11 protein-coding genes and 1 pseudogene are annotated in these 24,097 nt (G+C 72.6%); 1 reads left to right on the top strand and 11 read right to left on the bottom strand.

Features of this window, described 5'->3' with window-relative positions; translation table 11 throughout:
* Positions 1-70: 70 nt before the first annotated feature.
* The 10 genes and pseudogenes from EJG53_RS35185 to EJG53_RS35145 form a co-directional block, all read right to left on the bottom strand.
* Positions 71-1,666 carry a (2,3-dihydroxybenzoyl)adenylate synthase gene (locus EJG53_RS35185; RefSeq protein ID WP_125048287.1) on the bottom strand — a complete coding sequence of 532 codons (1,596 nt, stop codon included), beginning with the start codon at positions 1,664-1,666 and terminating at the stop codon, positions 71-73.
* 70 nt (positions 1,667-1,736) lie between these two features.
* Positions 1,737-2,540 carry a thioesterase II family protein gene (locus EJG53_RS35180; RefSeq protein ID WP_280526794.1) on the bottom strand — a complete coding sequence of 268 codons (804 nt, stop codon included), beginning with the start codon at positions 2,538-2,540 and terminating at the stop codon, positions 1,737-1,739.
* Entirely contained in the window at positions 2,537-7,090 is a 4,554-nt protein-coding gene (locus EJG53_RS35175) for a non-ribosomal peptide synthetase (protein WP_125048286.1), read from the bottom strand. Before EJG53_RS35175 ends, EJG53_RS35180 begins: the two co-directional genes overlap by 4 nt.
* Positions 7,091-7,107: 17 nt before the next feature.
* Positions 7,108-8,747: pseudogene (locus EJG53_RS35170) on the bottom strand (ABC transporter ATP-binding protein).
* 65 nt (positions 8,748-8,812) lie between these two features.
* Complete coding sequence (locus tag EJG53_RS35165; protein WP_125048285.1) at positions 8,813-10,687, bottom strand: ABC transporter ATP-binding protein; 1,875 nt, start codon at positions 10,685-10,687, stop codon at positions 8,813-8,815.
* Positions 10,688-10,881: 194 nt separating this feature from the next.
* Positions 10,882-12,501: a B12-binding domain-containing radical SAM protein gene (locus EJG53_RS35160; RefSeq protein WP_125048284.1), complete on the bottom strand. Its 1,620-nt coding sequence runs from the start codon at positions 12,499-12,501 to the stop codon at positions 10,882-10,884.
* 139 nt (positions 12,502-12,640) lie between these two features.
* The gene (locus EJG53_RS35155) at positions 12,641-13,033 is read right to left on the bottom strand and encodes a cupin domain-containing protein (RefSeq protein WP_125048283.1); all 393 of its coding nucleotides are present in this window, start codon (positions 13,031-13,033) and stop codon (positions 12,641-12,643) included.
* Positions 13,034-13,140: 107 nt separating this feature from the next.
* Complete coding sequence (locus EJG53_RS35150) at positions 13,141-14,259, bottom strand: saccharopine dehydrogenase family protein (RefSeq protein ID WP_125048282.1); 1,119 nt, start codon at positions 14,257-14,259, stop codon at positions 13,141-13,143.
* Positions 14,259-15,962 carry a thioesterase domain-containing protein gene (locus EJG53_RS41785; RefSeq protein WP_218041937.1) on the bottom strand — a complete coding sequence of 568 codons (1,704 nt, stop codon included), beginning with the start codon at positions 15,960-15,962 and terminating at the stop codon, positions 14,259-14,261. Before EJG53_RS41785 ends, EJG53_RS35150 begins: the two co-directional genes overlap by 1 nt.
* The gene (locus tag EJG53_RS35145) at positions 15,878-19,819 is read right to left on the bottom strand and encodes a non-ribosomal peptide synthetase (protein WP_218041936.1); all 3,942 of its coding nucleotides are present in this window, start codon (positions 19,817-19,819) and stop codon (positions 15,878-15,880) included. Before EJG53_RS35145 ends, EJG53_RS41785 begins: the two co-directional genes overlap by 85 nt.
* Before the next feature lie 196 nt (positions 19,820-20,015).
* Here EJG53_RS35145 and EJG53_RS35140 point away from each other — a divergent pair, with 196 nt between their 5' ends.
* The gene (locus EJG53_RS35140) at positions 20,016-20,927 is read left to right on the top strand and encodes a hypothetical protein (RefSeq protein WP_125048281.1); all 912 of its coding nucleotides are present in this window, start codon (positions 20,016-20,018) and stop codon (positions 20,925-20,927) included.
* Positions 20,928-21,796: 869 nt separating this feature from the next.
* Here EJG53_RS35140 and EJG53_RS35135 read toward each other — a convergent pair.
* On the bottom strand, positions 21,797-23,239 hold the full coding sequence (locus EJG53_RS35135; RefSeq protein WP_244955471.1) for a glycosyltransferase: 1,443 nt from the start codon (positions 23,237-23,239) through the stop codon (positions 21,797-21,799).
* Positions 23,240-24,097 lie beyond the last annotated feature (858 nt).

Below are 24,097 nucleotides of genomic sequence, written 5' to 3'. Positions count from 1 at the left end.
TCCCACCGCCGTACGCGCACACGGAAAGGGCCCGGAGCGGATGCCCCGGGCCCTTCGTGCCGTACGGCCCTCAGTCCGCCAGGCTCTCCCGCAGCGCCCGCTTGTCGATCTTGCCGACGCCGGTGAGCGGCATCCCCGGCAGCGCGACGAGGCGGTCCGGCAGCTTGTACGCGGCGACTCCGCGCTCCCGCAGGACGGCCTGTACCTGACGCAGCGTCAGTTCAGCTTCGCCGTCACGGAACACCACACAGGCACAGGTCTGCTCCCCCATCAGCGGGTGCGGCAGCGCCACGACCGCGGCGGAGACGATCCGCGGGTCCGCCAGCAGATGCTCCTCCACCTCCTGGCAGGGCACCTTCTCCCCGCCTCGGTTGACCACGTCGTTCGTCCGGCCCACCACCTCGAAATTGCCCGCGGCCGTACGGCGCACGAGGTCACCGCTGCGGTAGTAGCCCTCCTCGGTGAACCGCAGCCGGTTCAGCGCGTCGGCCCGGTAGTAGCCGCGCAGCGTGTACGGGCCCCGGGTGTACAGCTCCCCCGCCTCGCCGGGGGCGGCGTCCGTGCCGTCCTCCCGGACCACCCGCACCTCGTCCGCGGGCGACAGCGGGCGCCCCTGGGTGTGCAGCACCTCCTCCTCCGGGTCGCCGGGCCGGGTGAAGTTGAGCAGGCCCTCGGCCATGCCGTACACCTGCTGGAGGGCGCACCCGAGCCCGTCCGCCACCCGCTCGGCGGTGGCCGGGTCGAGCCGCGAGCCGCCGACCTGGAGGAGGGCGAGGGAGGACAGGTCGCTGTCGGTCCACTCGGCGGCGTCCAGCCACAGCGGCACCAGCGGCGGCACGAGCGAGGTGACGGTCACCCCGGCGCGCTCGATGAGCGGGAAGCACTCCTCCGGGGTGGGCGCCGGGGCGAGCACCGCCGTGCCGCCGGCCCGCAGCGTGCCGAGTACGCCGGGGCAGGCCAGGGCGAAGTTGTGGCCCATGGGCAGCGCGCACAGGTAGCGGCTGTGCGGGCCGACACCGCACAGGGCCGCGCTGGCCCGCAACTGGTAGGTGTAGTCGGCGTGGGTGCGCGGGATCAGCTTGGGCGGCCCCGAGGTGCCCCCGGAGAGCAGGAACAGTGCCACGTCCTCCGGGTCGGGCAGCGGCAGCCGTACCGGGTCCGCGTCGGCGTCCGCCAGCGCGGTGTACGGGCCGGGGTCCCCGGCCACCAGGACGTGCTTGAGGGAGCCGGTACGGGCCAGGACCTGCCGGGCCAGCTCCCGGTGGTCGCAGTCCAGGTCGCGGTCCGCGCAGACGTAGGCCACCGCCTCGGAGGACTCCACGAGATGGGCGATCTCCGCGACACGATGTGCGGGCAGCGCGAAGACGGGCAGCGCGCCGAGCCGGAACAGGGCCAGGCACACCACGACCAGGTCGGCGCCGTTGGGCAACTGGACGACGATCCGGTCGCGAGGGGCGATGCCCAGGGCACCGAGCCCCGCGGCGAGCCGGTCGGCAGCCAGGTCGAGCCGGCCGTACGTCAGGGTGCGGTCCGGGGTGACGACCGCGGTCCGGGCGGCCAGGCCGGGGTCGCCGGACCGGCGGCCCAGCAGTTCGCCGGTCCAGTACCCCTCGGCCCGGTACCGCGCGGCCAGGGTTTCGGGCCAGGGCGTACAGCCGTCGAGCATGGGAGGGCCCCCGTTTCTGTGCGGTTCTCTGAAGCGGACGGTGGGACGGGCTGTGCAGTGGGCGGCAGGGTCAGGGCAGTGACGGCCAGGCCGCGCCCGCGGCGGGCAGTGCCGCGCGGACGCGGGCCACGACGCGGGCGAGGACGGCCTCCCGGTGCTGTTCCAGGTAGAAGTGACCGCCGGTGAACACACCGATGTCGCAGGGACCGTCGGTGACCTCGCGCCATGCCGCCGCCTCGGCGGCGTCGACCTCGGGGTCGTCGTCGGCGTACAGCACGGTCACCGGCGCGCCGAGGCGGCGGCCGGGGCGCGGGCGGTAGGTCTCGATGAGCCGGTAGTCGCTCCGGATCGTCGGCAGCAGCGCCCGCAGCAGGGCGTCGTGGCCCAGCACACCGGCCGACGTGCCGCCCAGCCTCCGTACATCCGCCAGCAGTTCGGCGTCGTCCGCGCGGTGCAGGGCGCCGCCGCGCGTGCGGTGCGGGGCGGGCTGGCCCGAGACGACGAGGGCGGCCGGCGGGTGCCCGGCCGCGGTCAGCCGACGGGCCGTCTCGTACGCCACCGAGGCCCCCATGCTGTGGCCGAACAGGACGGTGGCGCGTTCGGGGCGGGCCGCCGCCTCGCGGAGCAGGTCGGTCCCGATCGCGTCGGCCAGCTCGCTCATGCCGGACACCGGCGGCTCCGCGTACCGGTCCTCGCGGCCCGGGTACTGCACCGCGGCGACCTCGACGTCCCAGGGAGCGTCGAAGCCCCACAGCCGGTAGGCGCCGGCCCCGCCGCCCGCGTGCGGGAAGCACACCAGCCGGGCGCGGGACTGCGCCCGTACGGCGAAGGTCCGCAGGCTGGACCGGGCGGCGGTGGGGTGCACAGCGCTCACAGCGCACCTTCCTCGTACTCCTCGGCGCCCGGTGCCCCGGCGGCCGGGTGCAGTCGCTCGATCAGGGCGCCCATGGCGGCCACCGTCGGCGCCCGCAGCACCTGACGCATCGGCAGTTCCACACCGAGCCGACGGCGGATGCCGGTGACCAGACGCGTCGCCAGGACGCTGTCCCCGCCCTGGACGAAGAAGTTGGCGTCGCGGCCGGCGGCGGGCGCGCCCAGCACCTCGGCCCAGAGCTCCGCCACGGCCTCCTCCACGGCACCGCGCGGCGGGTCGCAGCTCGCGTCGGGCCGCTGGGCGCCGGACGTGAGCAGTTCCTGCGCCCGGCGCCGGTCCACCTTGCCGTTGGCGTTCAGCGGCAGCTCGGGCAGGGCCACCAGCGTGCCGGGGATCATGTGGGCGGGAAGCCGCTCGGCGAGCTGTTCCCGCAGCGTGGCGGCGTCCAGGCGAGGGGCGTCCGGGGAGCGCCGGGCGGTGAGCAGCACGGCGCCGTCCGGTTCGGTGTGCGCCCGGCGGACGTCGGTGAGGTCCTCGCGGGTCAGCAGGTCGGCCCACTGCGCGGCGTCGAGGCGGTCGCCGGTACGGCCCGCAGGCAGACCCAACGGGGAGACGGCGGCGCGGGCGACCAGGAACAGGTGACCGCCCGGGGCCAGCAGCAGCGGTAGGGCGGCCGCGACCGCGTACGGGTCGGGCAGGCCGTGCAGCGCGTCGTTGACGGCCACCGCGTCGAACCGGTTCAGGCGCGCCTCGGGTACCCCCGGCGTGGTCTGGAGCGCCGTGCGTGCCGAGTGGCCCGCCGCGGACAGCCGCGTGTCGGCAGCCGTACGCCGGGCGTCCGACTCCGCCAGCAGGAGGTAGTCGACCGTACCGGGCTTGAGGGCGTCGAGCAGGCGCACGGCGGTGCGGCCGCTGCCGGTGCCCCATTCGGCCACGGCGAGCGGTGCGGGCCGCTCCTCGGCGAGTCCTTGCAGCGCCTGCGCGGTCCGCTCCAGGCAGAGGCGGGCTCCGGGCAGGGCGTCGGCCAGGGATTCGGGGGACAGCTCCGGGTCGTCGAGCAGTACGGTGGCGGACGTTTCGCCGCGCAGTACGGAGAGCAGCACCGGCATGGCCCGGGCCCAGGCGTCGACCACGTTCTCCAGCCGGCCACCGCTGATGTTCGCGCGCAGCCCGGCCGCGCGATCCCCGTCGCGGACCTCGGCCCAGCGCCGGCCGACGGTGAAGGTGCCCGCCGTGCGCGCCAGGACGTCTCGCTCGACCAGTTCGCCGGTCATCTCCTCCAGCAGCCGCCGGTTCGCCTCGGGCAGGCCCGACGCGTCCCGGGTGCCGGGGAGGCCGGGCTGCCCTGCGGTGCCGTCGGACAGGCCCGGGTCCAGGGCGGCGAGGAGCGCGGCGAGCATGGTTTCGGTGAGGGCGCGTTCCAGCTCCACCTCGGCCGGTACGTGAGTTGCCTGGTGGCCGCTCCCCGCGGCGTCCGGCTCCTCCCCGGCCGCCGGCCGCGCCGGTACGACGGCGACGGCGAGTTCCTTGCGCGGCTCGCCCACCACCGCGGCGACCGCGTGGGCCACGGCGGGGAGGCTCTGCAACGCCGCCTCGACCTCGCCCAGCTCCACCCGGAAGCCGTTGATCTTCACCTGCTGGTCGGCGCGCCCGAGGAACTCCAGCGTGCCGTCGGGCCAGTAGCGGCCGAGGTCACCGGTGCGGTACCAGCGTTCGCCCGCCACCGTGGGGAAGCGTTCCGCCGTCAGCGCGGGATCGCCCCGGTAGCCGAGCGCCACCCCCGTACCGCCGATCCACAGCTCGCCGGGCACCCAGTCCGGGCAGTCCCGGCCCTGCGGGTCGACGGCCCGGAACTTCTGGTTGCCCAGCGGGGTGCCGTACGGGATGGACCGCCAGTGCGGCGGCAGCTCGCCGACCTCGTGGACGTTGGACCAGATCGCGGCCTCCGTGGCGCCGCCGAGCGCGACGAACCGGCACCGGCCGGCACCGGCCCGGGCCAGCCGCCCCGGCAGGTCCAGGCCGATCCAGTCACCCGAGAGCAGCGCGAGACGCAGGGACTCCGGAAGCGGCTCGGGCTCGGCCGCGGTCAGCAGCATGTCGAGGAGGGCGGGTACCGAGTTCCACACCGTCACGGCGTGCCGGCGGCACAGGTCGAGCCAGCGCTGGGCGTCGCGCCGGTCCTCCTCGGCCACCAGCACGAGCGCGCCGCCCGCGCCGAGCAGCCCGAAGATGTCCCACACGGACAGGTCGAAGTCCAGGGCGGAGACGGCCAGTACGCGGTCCGCCGGGCCGATGCCGAAGCGCTCGTCGATGTCCTCGACGGTGTTGACCGCGGCCCGGTGGCTGATCTCGACGCCCTTCGGGACGCCGGTGGATCCCGAGGTGAAGATCGTGTACGCGGGGTCGTCCGGGCTCACGGACACCGGCGCGGCCAGCGGGTGGAACCGTAACGCCTCGGCCAGCGGCAGCACTTCGGCCGGGGATTCGGCCGGAGCGGGCGTCCCGGTGCCGTCCAGGACGAGCCGCGCCCCGCTGACCGCGAGAATCCGCGCGCGCCGCTCGGCGGGCTGGTCGACGCCGACGGGTACGTAACTCCCGCCCGCCGCCAGCACGCCCAGGACGGCGGCGATCTGGTCGGGGCCCTTGGGCGCCGTGACGAGCACGGGGGCGCGGTCACGGATGCCCCGGTCGGCGAGGGCACCGGCGATGCGCAGCGCCCGCTCCGCCAACTCACCGTGGGTGAGAATTCCGTCCGCGCTCCACAGCACCGCCGGAGCGTCCGCCCGCGACCCGGCACGGGTGAAGAACTCTTCGTGCAGCGACCGGCCACTCTCCGGACGGTGCGTGGCGTTCACCTCGTGCCGCCGCCGCAGTTGCTCAGCGGGCAGCGGAAGGTCCGGTACCTCGGTCCAGTCGGCCGTGACGAGGTGGTCCAGCAGGGCGGCGCAGGCGGCGGTCAACGCGTCCATCAGCCCGGCCGGGAACAGGTCCTCCACCGCGTCCCAGGCGAGCAGCAGGCCGCCGTCCCGGGTGCGGTAGATCTGGTGGTCCAGCCAGACCTGCGGTGTCTGGGACACCATCCAGGACAGCTCGCCGAAGCGGTCGGCGAAGGCGTCGGGGACCAGCGGGGCGTCGATGTTGCAGGCGAAGACCACCGGCGCGGTGCGCGGGTGGTCGGCGTCGGCCCGTGCCATGTCGCGCAGCACGTCGACGCCGGTGTAGGCGGCGTGGCCCACGTCGTCGTGCAGGCGCTGCTGCACGGCCCGGGCGCGCCCGGCGAAGCCCGTACCCCGGCCGAGGTCGATCTCCAGCAGGACGAGGCTGGTGAAGTCGGCGACGATCCGGTCCAGGTCGGGGTGGGCGTCGTGCTCGCGGTCGAACAGCGGTACGTTGAGCAGGAAGTGCCGTTCGCCGCTGAACCGGGCCAGCACCTCGGCGAAGACGGTGGCGAGCAGCACCGAGGGCGTGACGCCGTGCTCGCCCGCTCGCGCGCACAGCCGCTCCCAGGTGTGCGGGGCCAGCGTGTGCGTACGGCGTACGAAGCGCGGCCGGACGACGTCCTCGGCGTCGGTGGCCAGCGGCAGTCGCGGACCGCCGGGCAGACCGGCCAGGCGGTCGGTCCAGTACTCCTTGGCCCGCTCCCGCTCGTCCGCGCGTGCCGTGGCCCGTGCGGCGAGGTGGCTCGGGAAGTCGTAGGCCAGCTCCCCCAGCGCGTCGGGGTCGTCGTACAGCTCCGCGAGGTCGGCGAGGAGCAGCCGGATGCTGTGCACGTCGGCGACGAGCAGGTCGACGCCGAGGTGGATGCGGTCGACGGGGCGGGAGTCCGCGCCGCCCGGCAGGCGGCTCAACCGGACGTCGAAGACCTCGCCCTCGTCCACCCGCAGCCTGCGGTGGGACAGGCGCTCGCGCAGCTCCGCGACCGCCGCGTCGGCCTCGGTCCGTGTCCCGGCCGTGTGGTCGTGGACGGTCAGGCCCGGCCAGGGCGAGGAGTCCAGGACGCGCTGGCTGCCGTCGTCGTCGCAGCGGGCCCGCAGCATCGGGTGCCGCCGGGTCAGGGCCCGTACGGCTTGTTCGAGGCGGCCGGGGTGCACGTCCACCGCGTCGATCTCCAGGTAGGCATGGCAGCCGACGCCGCCCAGCGACCGGTCGTCACCCCGGCCGATCCAGTACGCCTGCTGGACCGGGGTGAGCGGGAACGGCTCCCGCCCCGCGGCGGCGGACGGCGCCGCGGCGGGCGGGCGCGCCGGTCCGGGCCGCGCGCCGGCCGTCCCCGTACGGCTGCTCAGCAGCCGGTACCAGGAGCCGACCCGTGGGTCCCTGGCCAGTTCCGTGAACCCGGCCCGTCCGCCCGCGCGGTTGACCCGGTTGGTGAACTGCATCAACTGGAGCGACTGCAACCCCAGGGCGAACAGGTCGCCGTCGTCGTCCACCTCGGCCGGCTCGGCGCCGAGCAGCGCGGCGACCTCGGCGCGGAGCGCTTCCAGGGTCCATGCGGGAGCGGCCGTACCGGTACAGCCGGACGGGTCCGTCGACGTGCCCTTGCGTGCCATCCCTACCTCGGTTCCTCTCAGGCCGGCTGGTGCGTGGCGATCTTCCAGAACGCGGCGTACTTCCCGTCGCGTTCGAGGAGTTCCTGGTGGGTGCCGGACTCGACGATGCGGCCGTCCTCCAGGAAGGCGATGGTGTCGGCGTCCCGGACGGTGTGCAGCCGGTGCGCGACCATGACGACGGTGCGGCCGCGCATCAGCCGGTCCAGTCCTTCCTGGACGGCCTGCTCGCTCTCCGGGTCCAGCGCGGAGGTGGCCTCGTCGAGCAGCAGTACGGGGGCGTCCTTCAGCAGGGCGCGGGCGATCGACACCCGCTGGCGCTCACCGCCGGACAGGGCCGCGCCGCCCTCGCCGACCTCGGTGTCCCAGCCCTGCGGCAGCCTGGCGACCACCTCGTCCAGGCGGGCGGCGGTGGCCGCCCGGCGCACTTCCTCCTTGGTGGCGTCGGGGCGGCCGAGCCGTACGTTGTCCTCGATGGTGCCCTCGAACAGGTAGACGTCCTGGAAGACGATGGACAGCCGGGACATCAGCTCGTCGCCGTCGATGTCGCGCACGTCGACCCCCCGAGCCGTACCGCGCCCGCGTCCACGTCGTGGAACCGCGCGGCGAGCTGCAGCAGCGTGGTCTTGCCGGCCCCGGAGGAGCCGACCAGCGCCAGCCGCCGGCCGTCCTCCGCCTTCAGGGTCAGCCCGTCCAGTACGGTGCGCCCGCCGCGGCGGAAGGTGGCGCCCTCCAGTTCGATGCTGTTGTCGGCGGGCTTTTTCGGCCGCTCCGGCAGCGGCAGCGGCTTCTCCCGCAGCACCGCGTCGATGCGTTCCAGCTCGCCGCGCGAGGCCCGCATGACGCCGCCCAGGTCCGCCAGCGACAGCAGCGGGTCGACGCAGCGCGCGCTCAGCACGAGCAGGGCGAGTACGGACGCCGCGTCGGCGGAGCCGTCGAGGACGAGGTAAGCGCCTAATGCGAGGACCAGGGTGAACACGGTCTGCACCGTGAGACTCAGACCGAGGACGCCGGGCAGCCCCTTAACGGCGGCGCGCCGCTCGCTGCGCCACTGCGCGTGCAGCGCCTCGTCCAGTTGCTGGAAGCGCTCGCCGGTACGGCCTCCGGCCCGCAGCACCGGCTGGGCGCGGACGTACTCCACCACCCGGGCGGAGGCGTCGTCACTGCGCCGCGCGCGCTCGGCGTCCTCGCGTGCGGTGGCCCGCGCGGTGGCACGCTGCACCGCGGCGATCAAGGGCGCCGCGAGCAGGGCCGCCAGCGCCAGCCTCCAGTCGAAGAAGAACATGACCATGACGATCGTCAGGGGGACGAAGGTGGCGTCGACGAGCGGGCCGAGCCGGTGCGCGGGCACCGACATCACTTCCATCACGCTGCGGCTGGTCAGGCCGGAGACGTCCCCGATGCGCGAGGACGTGAACCAGCCCAGGGGCAGCCCGGCGAGCTGGTCGCCGAGGCGGTGGTGCAGTCCGCGGGACAGCTCACCGCCCGTACGGAATCCCGTCAGGACGCTGCGGTAGCCGAGGACGGCGCACAGCAGGAACGCGGCGGCGAAGGCGCCGAGCCACGGCCAGGCGTCGGCGGGCCGCGGCCCCAGCAGGGCGCGCAGCAGCGGCACGAGCAGCGCGTAGGACAGGCCCTCCACGACGGTCCGTGCCGCCATCAGGACGAGCGTGCGGCGTACGGGGCGGCCGTGTGTCTCGCCCATGACCCGCAGGAGCAGTCGGATCATCGGCCGGTCCCTTCGTGCGTGCCGTTCGCGTGGCGGTGCTGGGCCCGCCACATCTGGGCGAGCTTGCCGCCGGCGCCCATGAGTTCCTGGTACGTTCCGCTCTCCACGATGCGGCCGTCCTCCATGACGACGATGCGGTCGGCGCGGGTGACGGTCTCCAGCCGGTGCGCGATGACGAGCTGGGTGCGTCCCGCGCACAGCACGTCCAGGGCTTGCCGGAGCTCCGCCTGGGTCTTGGCGTCGGCGAAGGACATGGCCTCGTCGAGGACGAGCACGGGGGCGTCGATGAGCAGCGCGCGGGCGATGCCGAGCCGCTGTGCCTCGCCGCCGGACAGGCCGATGTCCTCGCCGAGCACGGAGTCGTACCCGTGCGGCAGGGCCGCGACACGCTCGTGCAGGCCCGCCGCGCGGGCGGCGGCGACGACCGCGGCGCGATCGGCGTCCGGCACCGCCAGCGCGATGTTCTCGGCGACCGTGGCGCGCAGCACCCGGACGTCCTGGAAGATGAACGCGACCCGCTGGTAGAGCTGTTCGTCGCCGATGTCGCGGACGTCGACCCCGCCGAGCAGGACCGCGCCGCGCGTCGGGTCGAAGAAGCGGGGCAGCATCTGGGCGAGGGTGGACTTGCCCGCGCCGGAGGGGCCGACGAGGGCGGTGGTGGTGCCGGGTTCCAGGACGAGGTCGATGTCGTGCAGCACCGGGTGGCCGTCGTCGTAGGCGAAGCCGACGCCGCGGTACTCCACGCGGTCCCCGTTCGGGAGGGCCGGCCGGGCCGGGACCGGCAGCGGCCGGGCGCTGAGCATCGCGTGGATGCGGTCGGCGGACCGTTCGGCGGCGTGGATGTTGTCCATGCCGTGGCCCAGCGCCGCGACCGGCGCCGTCAGCGCCACGGACAGCAGCAGGAACGGCAGCAGTTCGGCGGGCGGCATGGCGCCCTGGGTGATCAGCAGGGTGCCGCCGGTCAGGATGAGCAGCAGGACGAACGGCGGTGCCAGGACGAGGGCGGACAGCGACGCCAGGCCCGCGCTCCCGGCGACGTAGCCGAGGAAGAAGTCGGCGAAGTCGTCGGCGGCCCGCCGGTAGCGCTGGTGGACCCGGCCCGCGCCGCCGAAGGTCTTCACGACGGAGATGCCCTGGACGAACTCCACGGACGAGGCGCCGATACGGCCCATGGCCTGGCCCACGGCCATGCCCTGGCGGCGCCGTTCCTCGCTCGACAGCAGGCGGTGCACCGCCACGCCGAACAGGACCGGGATCAGCGCGACGAGTGTCAGCCGCCAGTCCACCCAGGCCAGGTAGGCCAGCGAGGCGACGGGGACGACGACGGCGGAGGTGAACTCGCCGGGCGTGTGGGCGATCAGGTGGTGCAGCGTGTCGACGTCGCCCTGCACCACGCCGTTCACCTCGCCCGAGCTGCGGCGCGAGAACCAGCCCAGGGGCACCCGCCCGAGGCGCTGGGCCAGTGACTTGCGCAGCGACAGGTGCAGGTCCCCGTCGACGAGGTGGCCGCACCCGCCGGCGGCCGCGGTGAACAGGACCCGTACCAGCAGGCCCGCGGCGCCTAAGACGACGGCGGTCCACACGGCGGTGCGGTCGGCCGGTCCGGGGGCGAGCAGTTCCCGGCCGATCTCGGCCAGGGCGAGCAGCGGGGCGAGGCCGGCCAGGGCGCCCACCGCCTGCAGCACCAGGACGGCGACGAGCCGTCCCCGGTACGGGCGCAGCAGCCTGACCAGCATCCGGCGGCCCTGCGCCGCCTGTTCCTCCGGGCCGCCGTGTGCCGCGCCGGGCGGCTCACCCGCCGCGGTGGGGTCGTCGGCCGTGCGGCCGCCGGTTCCGTCGGTGAGCGTGCTCACCTGTTCTGTCGTGGCCATAGAAAAGTCCCGCCCTCCAAGGCCGGGTCGGCGGCTCGCGCGGCGTCCGGCCGCGTCGACAACCGCTCATGACTGGGCTCCACCCAGAAACTATACGCGTATAAGAACTGGGGTGGCAACCCGCCCCGGGGCCACCGGCGGCACCTCGGCCCCGGCGCCCGGCCGCCGCCGGGGACCGGGCCCGAGAGCGCCCGTCACAACGGATCGAGGCACAGCTCCCGGCCCTCGGGAGCCGGCTCGATCCCGACCGCACGCAGGTGGTCCAACTGGGTCCGCATGGCGTGCGCCCCCTCGTCCGGATCGGTGAAGTCACGCGGCGTCATGGCCAGCAGCTCCAGGCTCTTCTCGACCGCGAGATTGGTCTTGCGGTCGTGCTGCGGCAGCAGCCAGTGCTGGTAGTTGTGCTGCCAGAACTTCAGCACCGCGCGGTCGTTGGTCCGCCGCACCTTGTCCAGGGTCTCGGTCAGCAACTGGCCCGCCCGGTCGCTGTCCATCCCGATGTGCGACCACGGCGACCCGGGGTCGTTGGGGTCCTCCGCCTCGATCCGGAACTTCTCCCGGTCCTGCCACATCGGCATGTTCTCGTCCGTGATGGTGAAACGCGCCATGGAGAAGTGCCCGATGTACTCCTCCATCAGGAAATCCTGGGTGTCCTGGAACGTCTCGGGGCTCTCCCCCGGATATCCGACGATGAACAGGCCGTAGGTGTTGATCTCACTGCGGCTGAGCAGCTCGTGGGCCGTGAGATTCTGCTTCACCGACACCCGCTTGCTCATGTTCTTCAGCGTCTGGTCGTTCATGGACTCGAAGCCCACATGGATCTGGAAACAGTGCGCCGCTTCCAGTCCCGCCACCACCGCCTCGGAGTTCAGCGTGTTGGCCCGGCTGAACCCCTCCCAGACCGGTATGCCGGAACCCGGCAGGATCTCCAGCAGCTTACGGAAACGGACCGGCGGAATGGTGAACGTGGAGTCCATCGCGTACATCATCTCGGTGCCGTTGTCCGCGGCGTACCCGGCCCAGTCGTCCCGGATCTTCTCCGCCGACTTGTAGCGCCATTTCGGCGAAGCCGCGGGAAAGGAACAGAACTTGCAGTCGAAGGGACAGCCCCGCATCGACTCGTACGGCACCACCGCGGCCCGCCCGGAGACACTGGGCGAGGGGAACCCGTCGAGGTCCACGTACTCCACCGGATTGATCCGGACCCGGCCCCCGTCGCGCCAGACGACGTTGGGCACCGACTCCAGGCTCTTGCCGGCGGCGAGGGTGTCCAGCGTCATGGGCAGCGAGACCTCCCCGTCGCCGCGCACGACCGCGACGATCTCCGGGTGGTCGCGCAGGGCCATCATGAACTTGAGGTTGGTGAACTGCCCGCCGGCCACGATGCCAGTGCCGGGCAGGTTCTCCCGTATCCAGGCGACCGCCTGCCGGAGGATCGGCTCGTTCCAGATGTACGTCGTCGACAGCAGCACCAGATCGAAGTCCCCGGACGGCACCTGCGCCGCACCGGTCCACACATCGGCCAGGTCCACCCGGGCGAAATCGTAGTCGCCGGTCTCCAGGATCGAGTGCAGCGTGACCGTGGTCAGGTGCGGCCCCGCCGCCGCACGCGGGCGCAGCAGGGCGTAAGGGCGACCCGCCGACGCGAAACTCAGCCGGTCGAGCCGCAGTTCCTCGTGTCCGGCGCGGCGCAGCATCTCCCGGCCGAGTTCGCTCGGGTTGTCCCCGAAGAGCGTTCCGGCCATGTACGGGGAGTTGAAATGCGTCGGGCCGAGTTCTCCGGGGCCGAGCCCGCTCAAAAGTAGGAAACGCATGAGATCCCATTCCTGTGACGACACCGGAAGCGAGGACGAGGGGCCGGCCGCACCGTGATCCCCCGCCGGAAAAGAGCGTGGCAGGCTCCTCTGCACGAAATCTGGCCGCCGTCTTCCGCGGCGGGCCGACGCCTTCCGCTCAGTGGCCGTGCCGCTGTTCGATCAACGTCCCCTCGGCCCGCAGCACCACCAGCATCTCGGTGGGCGCCTCCAGTTCCACCCGGTGCCAGGCGTCCGACGGCACGACGAACGCCTCCCCCGCACCGACGCGGACCCGCAGTTCGCCGTCGGTGTCCTCGGGGCCGCCCGTGCGGTAGTAGATCCGCATCGCGCCCGACAGGACGCACATCACCTCGTCGCCGTCCGGGTGCCGCATCCAGTTGGCCGCCGACTTCAGGTCCGCCGTCGTCTCGGCGCGCATGGTCACCGCCGTCCAGCCGTCCAGGTCGGGCCGCATGGTGAACTCCTCGGCGTGGACGGTGCCGTCGTGACGCAGCCGGAACATCGAGGAGAAGAGGTCTACGGCGGACATGGCGAATCCTCTCGGGGCAGTGCGCGGCGGCCGGGCCGCCCGGGCTCACCGGATGATGGCAGGGCCGACTGGACGGAATCTGGAGCCGCCGCACGGCGCCCGCCGCGTCACAGAGCGCCCTCTTCCTCCGCCTCGTCCACCAGGTCCGCACCGGATGCCGCGTCCGCGTCCCGCTCGGCCACCACGAGACCGCCGACGACCGCGCGCAGCCGGTCCACCACACGCCGGGGCGAGAGCACCTCGGCCGCCCGGTGCACCCCGGCGGGCACCCTCCCGTCACCCACCTCGGACACCGCGAACGCGCCGACCTCACCGGTCAGTTCGGCTCCGTCCGCTCCTCGGACCAGTACGGTCCGGCGCACCTCGGCACCCTCGTGCCCGACGCCGTCCAGGCTGCCCCACAGGGCGTGGTACGGCGTCCGCCCGGCCGCGTCCAGAGCGCCCGCCCGCACCAGTTCGGCCGCGCGGGCGTCGAGGCCCGGGCCGTCGCCGATCCGCACGCGGTTCAGCGCGTCGTACAAGAAGCTGCCGTCGAAGGCGTTGTACCAGCGCGCCTCCTCGAGCCCAAGCGCCTCAGCACGCTCCACCACCTCGGCAGTGAGGAAAGGAACCGCCGTAACCGGCCGGGGCAGGCCCGGCACCCGGACACCCTCGTCGGTACGCAACGCCCCGGGTACCGTACGGCCACGCCAAAGCCCCATCGGGACACCGAACCCACGGTCCAGACTCAGCAGGTAGTCGACGGCGCCCGTGTGGGTGAGGGCGCCCAGCCCGGCGTAGCCGCCGGTGAACCGCAGCGGGCGGGCCATCGTCGCGGCGAGCAGGCCGGGCAGCAGCCCGGACAGACCGGGTACGAGGCCCGCCGACAGCACGGCGGTACGGGGCCCGCCCGGCGCGGAGGCCGTGCCGTCGTCCATCACGTCCACGTAGTCGGCACCGGCGGTGAACGCCGCCTGCCGGACCCGGTCCAGCAGCAAGTAGGCCGGGCCTGCACAGTTGAGCACCACCCGACACCCCTCGGCGAACGCCGCCAGGCTCTGCCCGTCCCGGGCATCCACCGCCTGCGCCTCCGCCGACGGCCCCAGCTCGGCCGCGAGCCGCCGGGCGGGCTCCAGGGCACGGCCGCCCAGTCGAAGCCGGCAGCGGCCCTCGGCGGCCAGCCGACGGGCCGCGACCGACCCCACCGCGCCGTACGCACCGAGAATGCCGACCAACGGCGCCGCCATCAGCCCAGGCCCCGCTCACTCCGGGCCGGCTGCGACTCTCCACCGAGCAAGGCCGCCACCGCCTGAGCATGCGGCGGACGCACACACGTGAAGTGGTCCCCCGGCACGTCCACGATCCGCAGGTCACCGGTGCACACCTGCTGCCAGTAGTCGCCCATGTCCCGGTGCATGCCGGGGAAGACCTCGGCCTCACCGACCTGCCGTACCAGCGTGGCGCGCCCCTTGTACGGCGTCGCCTCGTGCAGGGCCACCGTCACCAGGCTGTGCCGGACGGTGCGGTAGAGGCGGGTGAGCCGTTCCAGTGAGCTGAACTCCGCCTCGTCCTGGGACATGTGCGACCCGATGGCCCGCAGCCGTTCTTGCTGCGGCTGCTCGGCCAGCGTCCGCAGGGCGCTGAGAGCCGCCGCCGCGTCCGGCCCCAGCCCGTCGCCGGAGTGTCCCGTCAGGCTGCCGTGCGGCACCCGCCCACCGTGCTCGGCGGTGACCGCCTCGACGAGGGCGCGGGTCGTCGTCTCGTCCTCCGGGTAGCCGAGCCGTACGGTGTCGGCGCGCATCATGCGGGCGAAGACGTACTCGGCCAGCAGGTCGTCCTCCACCAGGTAGGGCACCCGGTAACTGCTGATGATCGTCACGTCGGTCACCTCGGTGCCCGCCCCGGCGAGCCGGTCGGCCAGCTCGGTGACCAGCAGACCCCCCATGCAGTAGCCGACGAGATGAACCTTGGCGTACCCCTCCTCCAGCAGCACTCGCGCGTATCGGTCGGCCAGGTCGCCGACCAGCGTGCCGGGCTCGGCAGCCAGATAAGAGTCCAGGTCGTCCACGACGAGCCCCGCCACCGGCAGCCGCCCGGCCAGTTCCTGAACCAGGGCGCGGTACGGCGCCACCGTCCCGGTGCCGTCGTGGACCAGGACGACCACCGGCGCGTCGGCCGCGTCCGCGGGCCGCGGGGCGAGTTCCACCAGGGGCGAGTCCTCGGCGCCTCCGGGGGCCCGGGTGGCGCGCAGCCGGTCGGCGAGCGCCGCCACGCTGGGCCGGTTCAACACCATCCGCAGCAGATCGTCCCAGGTCACCGCAGCCGCCTGCGGCAGCTCCCGGCGCATCCGGCCGACGAGCTGGGCCACCAGCAGCGAGTCGCCGCCCAGGGCGAAGAAGTCGGCGTCCCGGCCGACGGAGGGCACATGCAGCACCTCGGCCCACAGCCCGGCCAGGGCACGCTCCAGCTCGTCCCGCGGTGCCGCCCCGCCGTCGGCGGCGGCGCCGGGCGCGGCCGGTCCGGCCAGGGCGGCCAGCCGGTTGCGGTCCACCTTGCCGTTGCCCGTCAGCGGGATCGCGTCGACCACCTGGAGGTCCGACGGGATCATGTAGGCGGGCAGGCGTTCGGCGAGCCGGGCGTGCAGTTCGGCCGGGGTGACGGCGGCGCGGTCGGCCTTGAAGCGGGCCGCGAGGACCTGCTGGCCGATCTCGGCCAGCGCGCTGTCCGGCGCCGGCAGGCACAGCACATCGGTGGCGCCGGCCGCGTCCAGCAGGTCCAGCCACTGCTCACGGGTGAAGAAGGTGGCACCTGTACGGGCGCGTTCGTCGGTGAAACCGGTCAGCCCGTCGTTGAACTCCATGGACGTCATGCCGCGGCAGGTGTCCCGGGTCGCGTCGATGAACACCAGCCAGCCGCCCGGCGCCACCAGCTCGCGCAGCCGGTCGAACATCTCCCCGCGTGGACGGCGTTGTGCAGCACGTTCGCGGCGACGACAATGTCCGCGCAGTTCGGCCGGAGCCCCTGGGCGTACGGATCCGCGTTGAGGTCGAACAGCCCGTAACGCACCCACGGATACGCGGCGAAGGCTTCCTGCGCCGCGTTGAGGAAGAAGTGCGACACGTCCGTGAAGTGGTAGTCGACGGGCAGGTCCGCCAAGGCGGGGATCAGCTCGGCACTGGTCCCGCCGACCCCGGCCCCGATCTCCAGTACGCGTACGGGCCCCGGGCCGTCGTGCCCGGCCACGACCGCGCGGACCGCGGCGACAGCGGCTGCGTTGTTGTACCGGCTGATCAGATTGTCCCGGTAAGCAGCCGCCGCCGTCTCCAGACCGCCCTCCGGAAAGAGCAGTTCGCGCAGCGGCAGTTCTCCGCTGAGCAGCTCACCCAGCCGCCGCTCGCAGTCCCGATGGAAGCGGACGAGGGCGGCGCCCCAGCCGGTCAGCGGCTCCAGCGCGTCGATGCGCTCATGTACGGCCCGGACGCGCTCCTCGTCGGCCGGTGCCAACCCGTGCCAACGGTCCCCCGACGGGTCGTGCGTCAGGCGCCCGTCGGCGGCCAACGCGGCGAGCCAACGCCGTACGAGGTAGTGGTGGGCCGGGGAGGCACCGGAAGCAGCCACGATCTCGTCCGTGGAGTGCCCGTCGTCCGGAGCGCCGAACAGCCCACGGGCGCGCAGCAGCCGGGCCATGGACAGCAGCGCGGACTCGTCCAAGGCGGCGCACATCGCCCGTACGTCAGCGTCCCGGACGCCCTCCGCGACGCGCGCGGCCTGTTCGCTCACCTTGTCCGGCCAGCCGTCAGGCAACGGACCCGGTTCCGTACGGGCGGTCTCCGTAAAGGCCACCAGCCGACGGCTGCCGCCCTCGTCATGAACAACGGCCGCGGCCAGGTGCACGGCGGGATGCCCCTGGAGCGCCGCCTCCACCTCGGCCAGTTCGACGCGGTGCCCGTTCAGCTTCACCTGGCCGTCCACCCGGCCCAGGAACTCGATCTCACCGTCGGCCAGGCGGCGGCCCATGTCACCGGTGCGGTACAGCCGTTCCCCGTCGTGCGGATGCTTGACGAACCGCTCGGCGGTGCGCTGCTCGTCGCCGAGGTAACCCAGCGCCAGCCCCGCTCCCCCGATGTACAGCTCGCCCGTGACGTGCTCCGGACAGTCCCGCATCAGCGGATCCAGCACCCGGAAGGTCTGGTTGGCCAACGGCCGCCCGTACGGAATGCTGCCCAAGCTGGGATCAACCGCACCCACCGGATGATGGATGGACCAGATCGCAGCCTCGGTCGCCCCACCCAGGCTGACCACCCTCAGCCCCGGCACCCGGGCCCGTACGGCGTCCGGCAGCGTCACCGGGATCCAGTCGCCGGACAGCATCGCGAGCCGCAGCCGGCCCGTATCAGCGGCGGGCTCGGCACGCAGGTACTCATGGAACATCACCAGTTGCGCAGGCACGGAGTTCCACACACTGACCCCGTGCTCGCGCACCAACTCCGCCCAGTGCACGGGATCACCACGGCGCGCGGCATCGGGCAGCACGAGGGCGCCGCCCACCGCCAGGGGGCCGAAGATGTCGTACACCGACAGGTCGAAGCCCAACTGCGCCAGGCCCAGCACCCGGTCGTCCGCGTCCACGCCGAAGCGGGAGTTGATGTCGTCCACGGTGTTGCGCGCGGCACCGTGGCTGATCATCACGCCCTTCGGGGTGCCGGTGGAGCCGGAGGTGTAGATCACGTAAGCGAGGTCGTCCGGATCCGCCGCCACCTCGGCGTCCGCCGGTGCGTCTTCCGAGGCGCCCGGCTCCATCACGTCCACCACGAGGGCCGTCATGCCCGCCGGCAGACCGAGACCAGGCTCCAGCCAGGATTGGGTGAGCACCCGCCGCACCCCGGCGTCGGCCAGCAGGGTGTCGCGGCGCAGCGGCGGCTGGGTGGTGTCGACGGGCAGGTAGGCACCCTGGGCGAGGAGCACGCCGAGGACGGCGACGACCTGCTCCCAGCCCTTGTCCATGACGACCGCCACCCGTTCCCCGCGAACGCTGCCGGAGGCGGTCAGCGCCGCCGCGACGGCTCGGGCCCGGGCGGCCAGTTCCGCGTAGTCCAGGGTGCGTCCGGGCGTGACGACGGCCGGGCGGCCCGGAGCGCGCCGCGCCTGGGCCATGACTTCGGCGTGCAGCGGGTCGGCGGAGCGGGGCGCCTCGGTGGCGTTGATCCGCGCCAGCCGCTCGCGCTGGTGGGCGGGCAGCTCCACCGGGGCGGTCCGCTGCCAGTCACCGTCCCCGTCGGCCAGCCCGGCGACCAGTCCGGCAAAGGCGCCGAACATGTCCTCGACCACCCCGTCCGGGAACAGCCCCTCCCGAACGTCCCAGTGCACCAGGAGGCCGCCCGTGTCCTCCATGATCTGGCAGTCGATCCACACCTGGGGGGTCTGGGTGATCCCGTGCACCAGTTCCGCACCGGGCAGCAGCGCGGCCGGTTCGGAAGCACCGGCCCCGGCGGCTGTCGCTGGCGCTGCCGCAGCCGCGCTACGGGCCCCACTGACCGTACTGGTGAAGGTCACCGGCATCATGGCTTCGGCCCGCCCCCGGCGCCGAGCCAGTTCCCGCAGTACCTCGACCCCGGAACACAGCTTGTGATCCATGTCGTCCCAGAGCCGCGCCTGGGACGCGCGCACCCGGTCCAGCAGCGTGTCACCCTCGGTGAGGTCCACCGCGAGCAGGCTGGTGGAGCTGAAGTCACCGATCACCCGGTCGATCCCCGGGTGCAGCGGCAGCCGGTTCTGCAGCGTCAGACTCAGCGAGAAGCGCGGCTTACGACTCCACCGCCCCACAGTCTCCGCGAACGCCTGAAGCAGCACCACGGAGGCCGTCACGCCCGCATGGGCCGCACGCCGGTCCAGGGCCCGCCACTGCTCGGCCGTCAGCCGGGTACCGTGCCGCCGGAACCTGGGCGGCGCCTCCAGGGAGTCGGTACGCAGGGGCAGTTCGGGCGCCGACGGCAACTCATCGATCCGACTCCACCAGTAATCACGATCCCGCTGATAACGGGTGCCCTCACGCGCGGCCCGCGCGGCCAGCACATAATCCCGAAACGTCGGCGCCTCTCCGCCAACCCCGTCGAAATCCGCGCTCATGGAACCGGACCCGACCCACAACTCCCGCAACTCACCGAGCAACATCCGAATACTGCCGTAGTCGCAAATCAGCAGATCGACCGCGACGTGCAGAAGCAGTCCGTCGGCGGTACGGGTGGTACGCAGCTCGAACAGCGGCCACTGATCGGTCGCCCGCACCTGATGGGACATCTCCCTACGGATCTCGTCAACGACCAGCCGCGCCCGCTCCCCGTCCGCCTGCCGCGTATCCGTACGACGTATCGCATAGCGCGGCACCTCGGCCAGCACCCGCTGGTACCCGTCGGCCGAAACCACCGCCCGCAACATGTCGTGCCGCCGGACCAGGAGGTTCCAAGCATCCTCCAGCCGCCCCTCATCCCCGTCCGGCAACGCCAGTTCCAGATACCCGTGACAGGCCACGCCCCCATAGTCGAACGCCTCGCTGCGCCCGAGCAGGTACGCCGACTGGACATCGGTCAGCGGAAACGGCTCATACCGGGCCGCCGTGTCCACCACCAGCCCCGGCCCGAACTCCCGGGCCCGCAGATACGCCAGTACGGCGTCCTTGCGGTCCTTCAGCTCCCGCAGCCGCTCCTCGGTGAGGATTCCCTTCGGGGCCCGGTACCGCAGCTTGCCGTCCTCCTCGTAGAGCGTGACACCCAGTGCGGTGAGCCCGTCCACGTACTCGCCGGCATTCATACCGCTGCCCCTCCTGCGCCCTTCGTGCCGGGTCCCGGCACCGATGTACGGAGAACGCCCAGCGTGGCAGCACCGGCTGGCGAGAATCTGGATGCCGGGCCGGGCTCGGACGGTGGGCTCGGATTGTCAGTGGCAGGTGGTTTCCTCGGTGACAGGCACCAAGCGATCCAGCACCTGCCGACGCGAGGAGACCTCCATGACATCTGAGCCCGTAACCCCCGGGGCTCGCCCTGCCCTCTGGCGCCCGTTGGCCGGAGCGGCCGGCACCGCAACCGTCCTCGCCCTGACGGCGATAGCCCTCGACACCACCTCCCTACCGCTGTTCCGCGGACTGGCCGCCCTCTCGGCTCTCCTGCTGTTCGGTTCGTACTGGATCGCGGCGCCGTGGTTCGTCGCTCGCTCGGAGACCTGGCACCGAGTGATCACATTCGTACCGATGACGGCGTACGTGACGGCCGTCGGCCTGGTCGTGGCAGCAGCACTCAGCTTCCTGCCGGACGACCCCATGACGGCCGGCTCGGCCTTGCTGATGATCTGGATCTTCCACATAGGCGGCGGGATACGGGAACCCACGTCATTCGCCTACGAGCGTCTACGGGGACGTCTCACGTGGGCAGCGGCCCTCCAGGTGGCCGCGATGTGCTGCGGCACGGTGGGGGCCGTGTGCTTGATACGCACGCTGCCCGTACCCGGGCGTTACGCGCCCGCGGTCTTCGCGGCGTGCCTCAGCGTGGTGATCGGACTCGTAGTCTCGTCAAAGAAGGTATTCGAACGCGTAAGAAAGCTGGCCACACAACTGGACGGCCGCGCCGAGAACTTGGAACGGTGCCTGACCCGCCTGTCCCGCGGCGCGGCAGCAGACCACGACCAGCTCCGAAACGCCGCCGAGGACGCCTGGGACGACCTCCACCGCACCCTCCGCAACAAGGTGGAGACCGGCTTCCACCTGTACGGGACGTTCGTCCTCCCGCCCGCGAGGCTCCGAACGTTGGAGGCGTTGGTGACGGAGGCGATCGCCAACCCCGGCGCGCCGGCGTACCGGGAGGCAATCGCGCGGTTGACCGTGATACGCGCGGCGTGCGCATCCAAGATCGACACTGTGGCATGAGGGATCGGCGAAGCGGCGGAGCTGTCGCCGGGGGTGAGCGCCACCAGCTCACGAAGAGGACGCTCGCACGCCTTGAGCGTGCTGTCGATTCTGCGTTCTGGGGGGAGCGAGACGGGTCAATGCGTGTGCTTTCGCCATTGCCTTGTTGATGCGCCTTAGCCTGTCCCCTGAGATCCCTGACAGTCGCAACTCAAAACCTGCGCGAGCGGAGCAGCCAGTCAACACTGGAAGGAATGCCAGGTATGCCGGATCCCACAGAAGTAAGTAAAAACCACCACCTCCGCTGAAAGATGCGCAGGTCACGGCCTGTGGTCCCCGCGCGTGCGGGGGTGGTCCCGTGCCGTCGGCGAGGATTTCGGCTGCCAGGTCGTGGTCCCCGCGCGTGCGGGGGTGGTCCCGCCACCATCAACGCAGCGGCGGCTGCGGGCCTGTGGTCCCCGCGCGTGCGGGGGTGGTCCCGCGCCGCTCGGCTCGTGGCAGATCGGGGACGAGTGGTCCCCGCGCGTGCGGGGGTGGTCCCGATCCTCTCTGCGCTGCAGGAGGTCATGGGCAGTGGTCCCCGCGCGTGCGGAGGTCCCCTCCCCCGAAAACCGGGGGACCCCGGGGGGAGGTGGTCCCCGCGCGTGCGGGGGTGGTCCCCTCGCTCTGCACCTGGACGACCGGCCCGGCGCGTGGCCCCCGCGCGTGCGGGGTTGGCCCCGCGCCACAGGCGCCCTCCGCCGCACCTCGCGTGGTCCCGCGCGTGCAGGGCTGGTCCCGCGTACATCGTGCGCGCCGCGCGCTGCCAGGCTTGGTCCCCGTGCGTGCGAGGCGCACCCTGGCTGATCAACCCCAGCTCCGCGCCCAGCCATACCTCCGCCCGTACCCCCTCAGGCTGATGAAGGCACGCCTCTAGCGACCGCCTCCACCCCCACCCCCTCCACCTCCCGGCTCGTCTTCGTCCAGCCCGTTTGGCCGCGCAGCATGCGGAAGAGGGCTTTCCAGGCGCAGAGGAAGGACATGTAGTTCATGACTACGAAGGAGTGGCCCAGGAGTAGGGCGCGGGGTAGGCCGACGGTTTTGTCGCGGCGTAGGTAGGTGCAGGAGGTCAGGAGGGCGGGGGCGAAGGCCAGTAGGTACCAGGCCAGGAGGTTGAGAGGGAGGCGTAGGCAGGTTTCGTTTATGGCGGTGGCTGGTTTGCCTCGTAGGACCAGGACGTCTGGGCTGCGGAGGAAGAAGTACAGGCAGTACTGGAAGAGGAGGGACCAGGGCAGGTCCAGCGCCCATGGAACCAGCAGGTAGGCGAACATCTCCAGGGCCGCCAGGTGTCCCATGCGCGGGGCGTGCCAGATCTCGCCCATGCGGCCGATTGCGGTCATATGGCCCTGGTACCAGCGGGTGCGTTGGCGGACCAGGCGGCGCAGGTCGCTGACGCCCTGCTGGTCCACGGAGGCGTGGGCGGTGGTGCGCAGGCGCCAGCCGCGTACGGCGAGGCTGATGGCCAGGTCGAGGTCTTCGGTGAGGGACTGGGACCAGGGGCGTTCGCCCAGGGCGTCGAGGGCGGAGAGGCGGGTGAACTGGCCGTTGCCGCCGAGGCTGACGGTTCTGGTGAGGTTGCGGCCGAACTGGGTGACGGCGGCCATCGCCCAGAACTGGTAGTCCTGGAACCAGGTCAGGAAATTGGCGCGGCGGTTGCGGATGCGGACGCCGAGCTGGACCCCGCCGACCCGTGGGTCGTCGAAGAGCGGCATGACGTGGGACAGCGCCCGGTCGGAGAGGCGTCCGTCGGCGTCCATGACGCACACCACGGTGTGTGAAGGGTCTTGGCCGCGTGCAGTGACGCGTTCGCGCACGACGCGGATGGCGTGGTTGAGGGCTTCGCCCTTGCCCTGCCGGGCGTTGGGCATCTCGCGACGCAGTACGGTCACTTCGCCTTGTTCGCCGGCCGCGCGGGCCGCCGACCCCGCCTGCTCGGCGACTGCCCCTGTGGCGTCGTCCGAGCCGTCGTCGACGACCACGACGGTGGTACGCGGACCGAGGAGGCCGCTGACCGTGGTGCCGATCACCGACTCCTCGTTGAGGCAGGGGACGAGGACGTAGAGGTGGTGGTGGTCGCGGCGGCCGAGGTGCGGTCGGCCGTAGGAGGTGTCGCCCTGGACCCGTAACGCGGCTCTTTGACGGCGTAGTTCGAGGAGGCCCGCGCCCATGGCCAGGGCCAGGTAGCCGGCGGAGAGCCCGATGACGGTGCTGCCGACGGCGTCGACGGTCCTGAGCAGGGCGTGCTTGATCTGGGCATGCTTAATCGCGGCGTGCTTGATCTGGGCATGTTTCATGCGGGCGGGCTTCATGCGGGCGTGTGTCATCTGGGCGCCTCCCCTTGTGGCCCCTTGTAGCGACGGGGCATGGCGGCTCCGGCGAGCGTGGGGAGAGCCGGCCGGGGGCGGATGGGTGTGGTCGGGCGGCCGGGCCGGGACGGCTGCACGGGCGACACACGCCTCGGTTCGGGTACGGGCACAGGTGCGGGCACGGGCACGGGCACGGGTACGGGCCGGGCGCCGCGGCCCAGTCTGCGCTGGAGTTCCCGTCCCAGGACGAAACCCAGCGGTACCACGGCCGCGCCGATGGCGGCGGTGAGGACTCCCCGTCCACCGGACGCTCCGGCGCGTGCCGCTGCCACGCCGCCGGCCAACGGCCAGGTGGGTCCCAGGTACATGGAAGGGCGGCACCTCCGGGCGGCAGGGCAGGACCAGGGCAGGACGGGGCATGACGGGGTGGGCGCGGGCCGGCGGGTGCGCGGGCCGGGCACCAGGGCGAGCGGTGGGGCGGACGGCGGGGGCAGGCAGTGACCACTGTGAATGATCAGGCGGGCGATGGCCAGACCCCTCCGTAGCGTTCCGACGATGCCCGGAGACGGGCAGAGACGGTTTTGCGTCGATGGCAAGGAAGTGAGAAACCACGGGCGGCCTGGGACACCTGGGTTTTTACATTCCCTCAACAGACACATTGTGCCGATCCGGCCAATCACATGACTCCGGAACCATTGCCCACGACATGTTCCTACGCCTAGCGTCAGCGGACGCGAACGATTGCCGGATCACCCCTGCATTCCCTCGCGCCATCACCTGCAACAGGTGTAACACGTCGCTTGTTCAACGTCTGAGGACCGCCTCGCCCTTACGTGAACCTGTCGT

Source organism: Streptomyces chrestomyceticus JCM 4735 (assembly GCF_003865135.1).
Lineage (GTDB): Bacteria > Actinomycetota > Actinomycetes > Streptomycetales > Streptomycetaceae > Streptomyces > Streptomyces chrestomyceticus.
This window is presented reverse-complemented; position numbering and strand designations above follow the sequence as displayed.

Coding starts and splice junctions, on each gene's coding strand:
- EJG53_RS35185 (WP_125048287.1), bottom strand. CDS start 1,666: ATGCTCGACGGCTGTACGCCCTGGCCCGAAACCCTGGCCGCGCGGTAC.
- EJG53_RS35175 (WP_125048286.1), bottom strand. CDS start 7,090: ATGGCACGCAAGGGCACGTCGACGGACCCGTCCGGCTGTACCGGTACG.
- EJG53_RS35165 (WP_125048285.1), bottom strand. CDS start 10,687: ATGGCCACGACAGAACAGGTGAGCACGCTCACCGACGGAACCGGCGGC.
- EJG53_RS35160 (WP_125048284.1), bottom strand. CDS start 12,501: ATGCGTTTCCTACTTTTGAGCGGGCTCGGCCCCGGAGAACTCGGCCCG.
- EJG53_RS35155 (WP_125048283.1), bottom strand. CDS start 13,033: ATGTCCGCCGTAGACCTCTTCTCCTCGATGTTCCGGCTGCGTCACGAC.
- EJG53_RS35150 (WP_125048282.1), bottom strand. CDS start 14,259: ATGGCGGCGCCGTTGGTCGGCATTCTCGGTGCGTACGGCGCGGTGGGG.
- EJG53_RS41785 (WP_218041937.1), bottom strand. CDS start 15,962: ATGTTCGACCGGCTGCGCGAGCTGGTGGCGCCGGGCGGCTGGCTGGTG.
- EJG53_RS35145 (WP_218041936.1), bottom strand. CDS start 19,819: ATGAATGCCGGCGAGTACGTGGACGGGCTCACCGCACTGGGTGTCACG.
- EJG53_RS35140 (WP_125048281.1), top strand. CDS start 20,016: ATGACATCTGAGCCCGTAACCCCCGGGGCTCGCCCTGCCCTCTGGCGC.
- EJG53_RS35135 (WP_244955471.1), bottom strand. CDS start 23,239: ATGAAACATGCCCAGATCAAGCACGCCGCGATTAAGCATGCCCAGATC.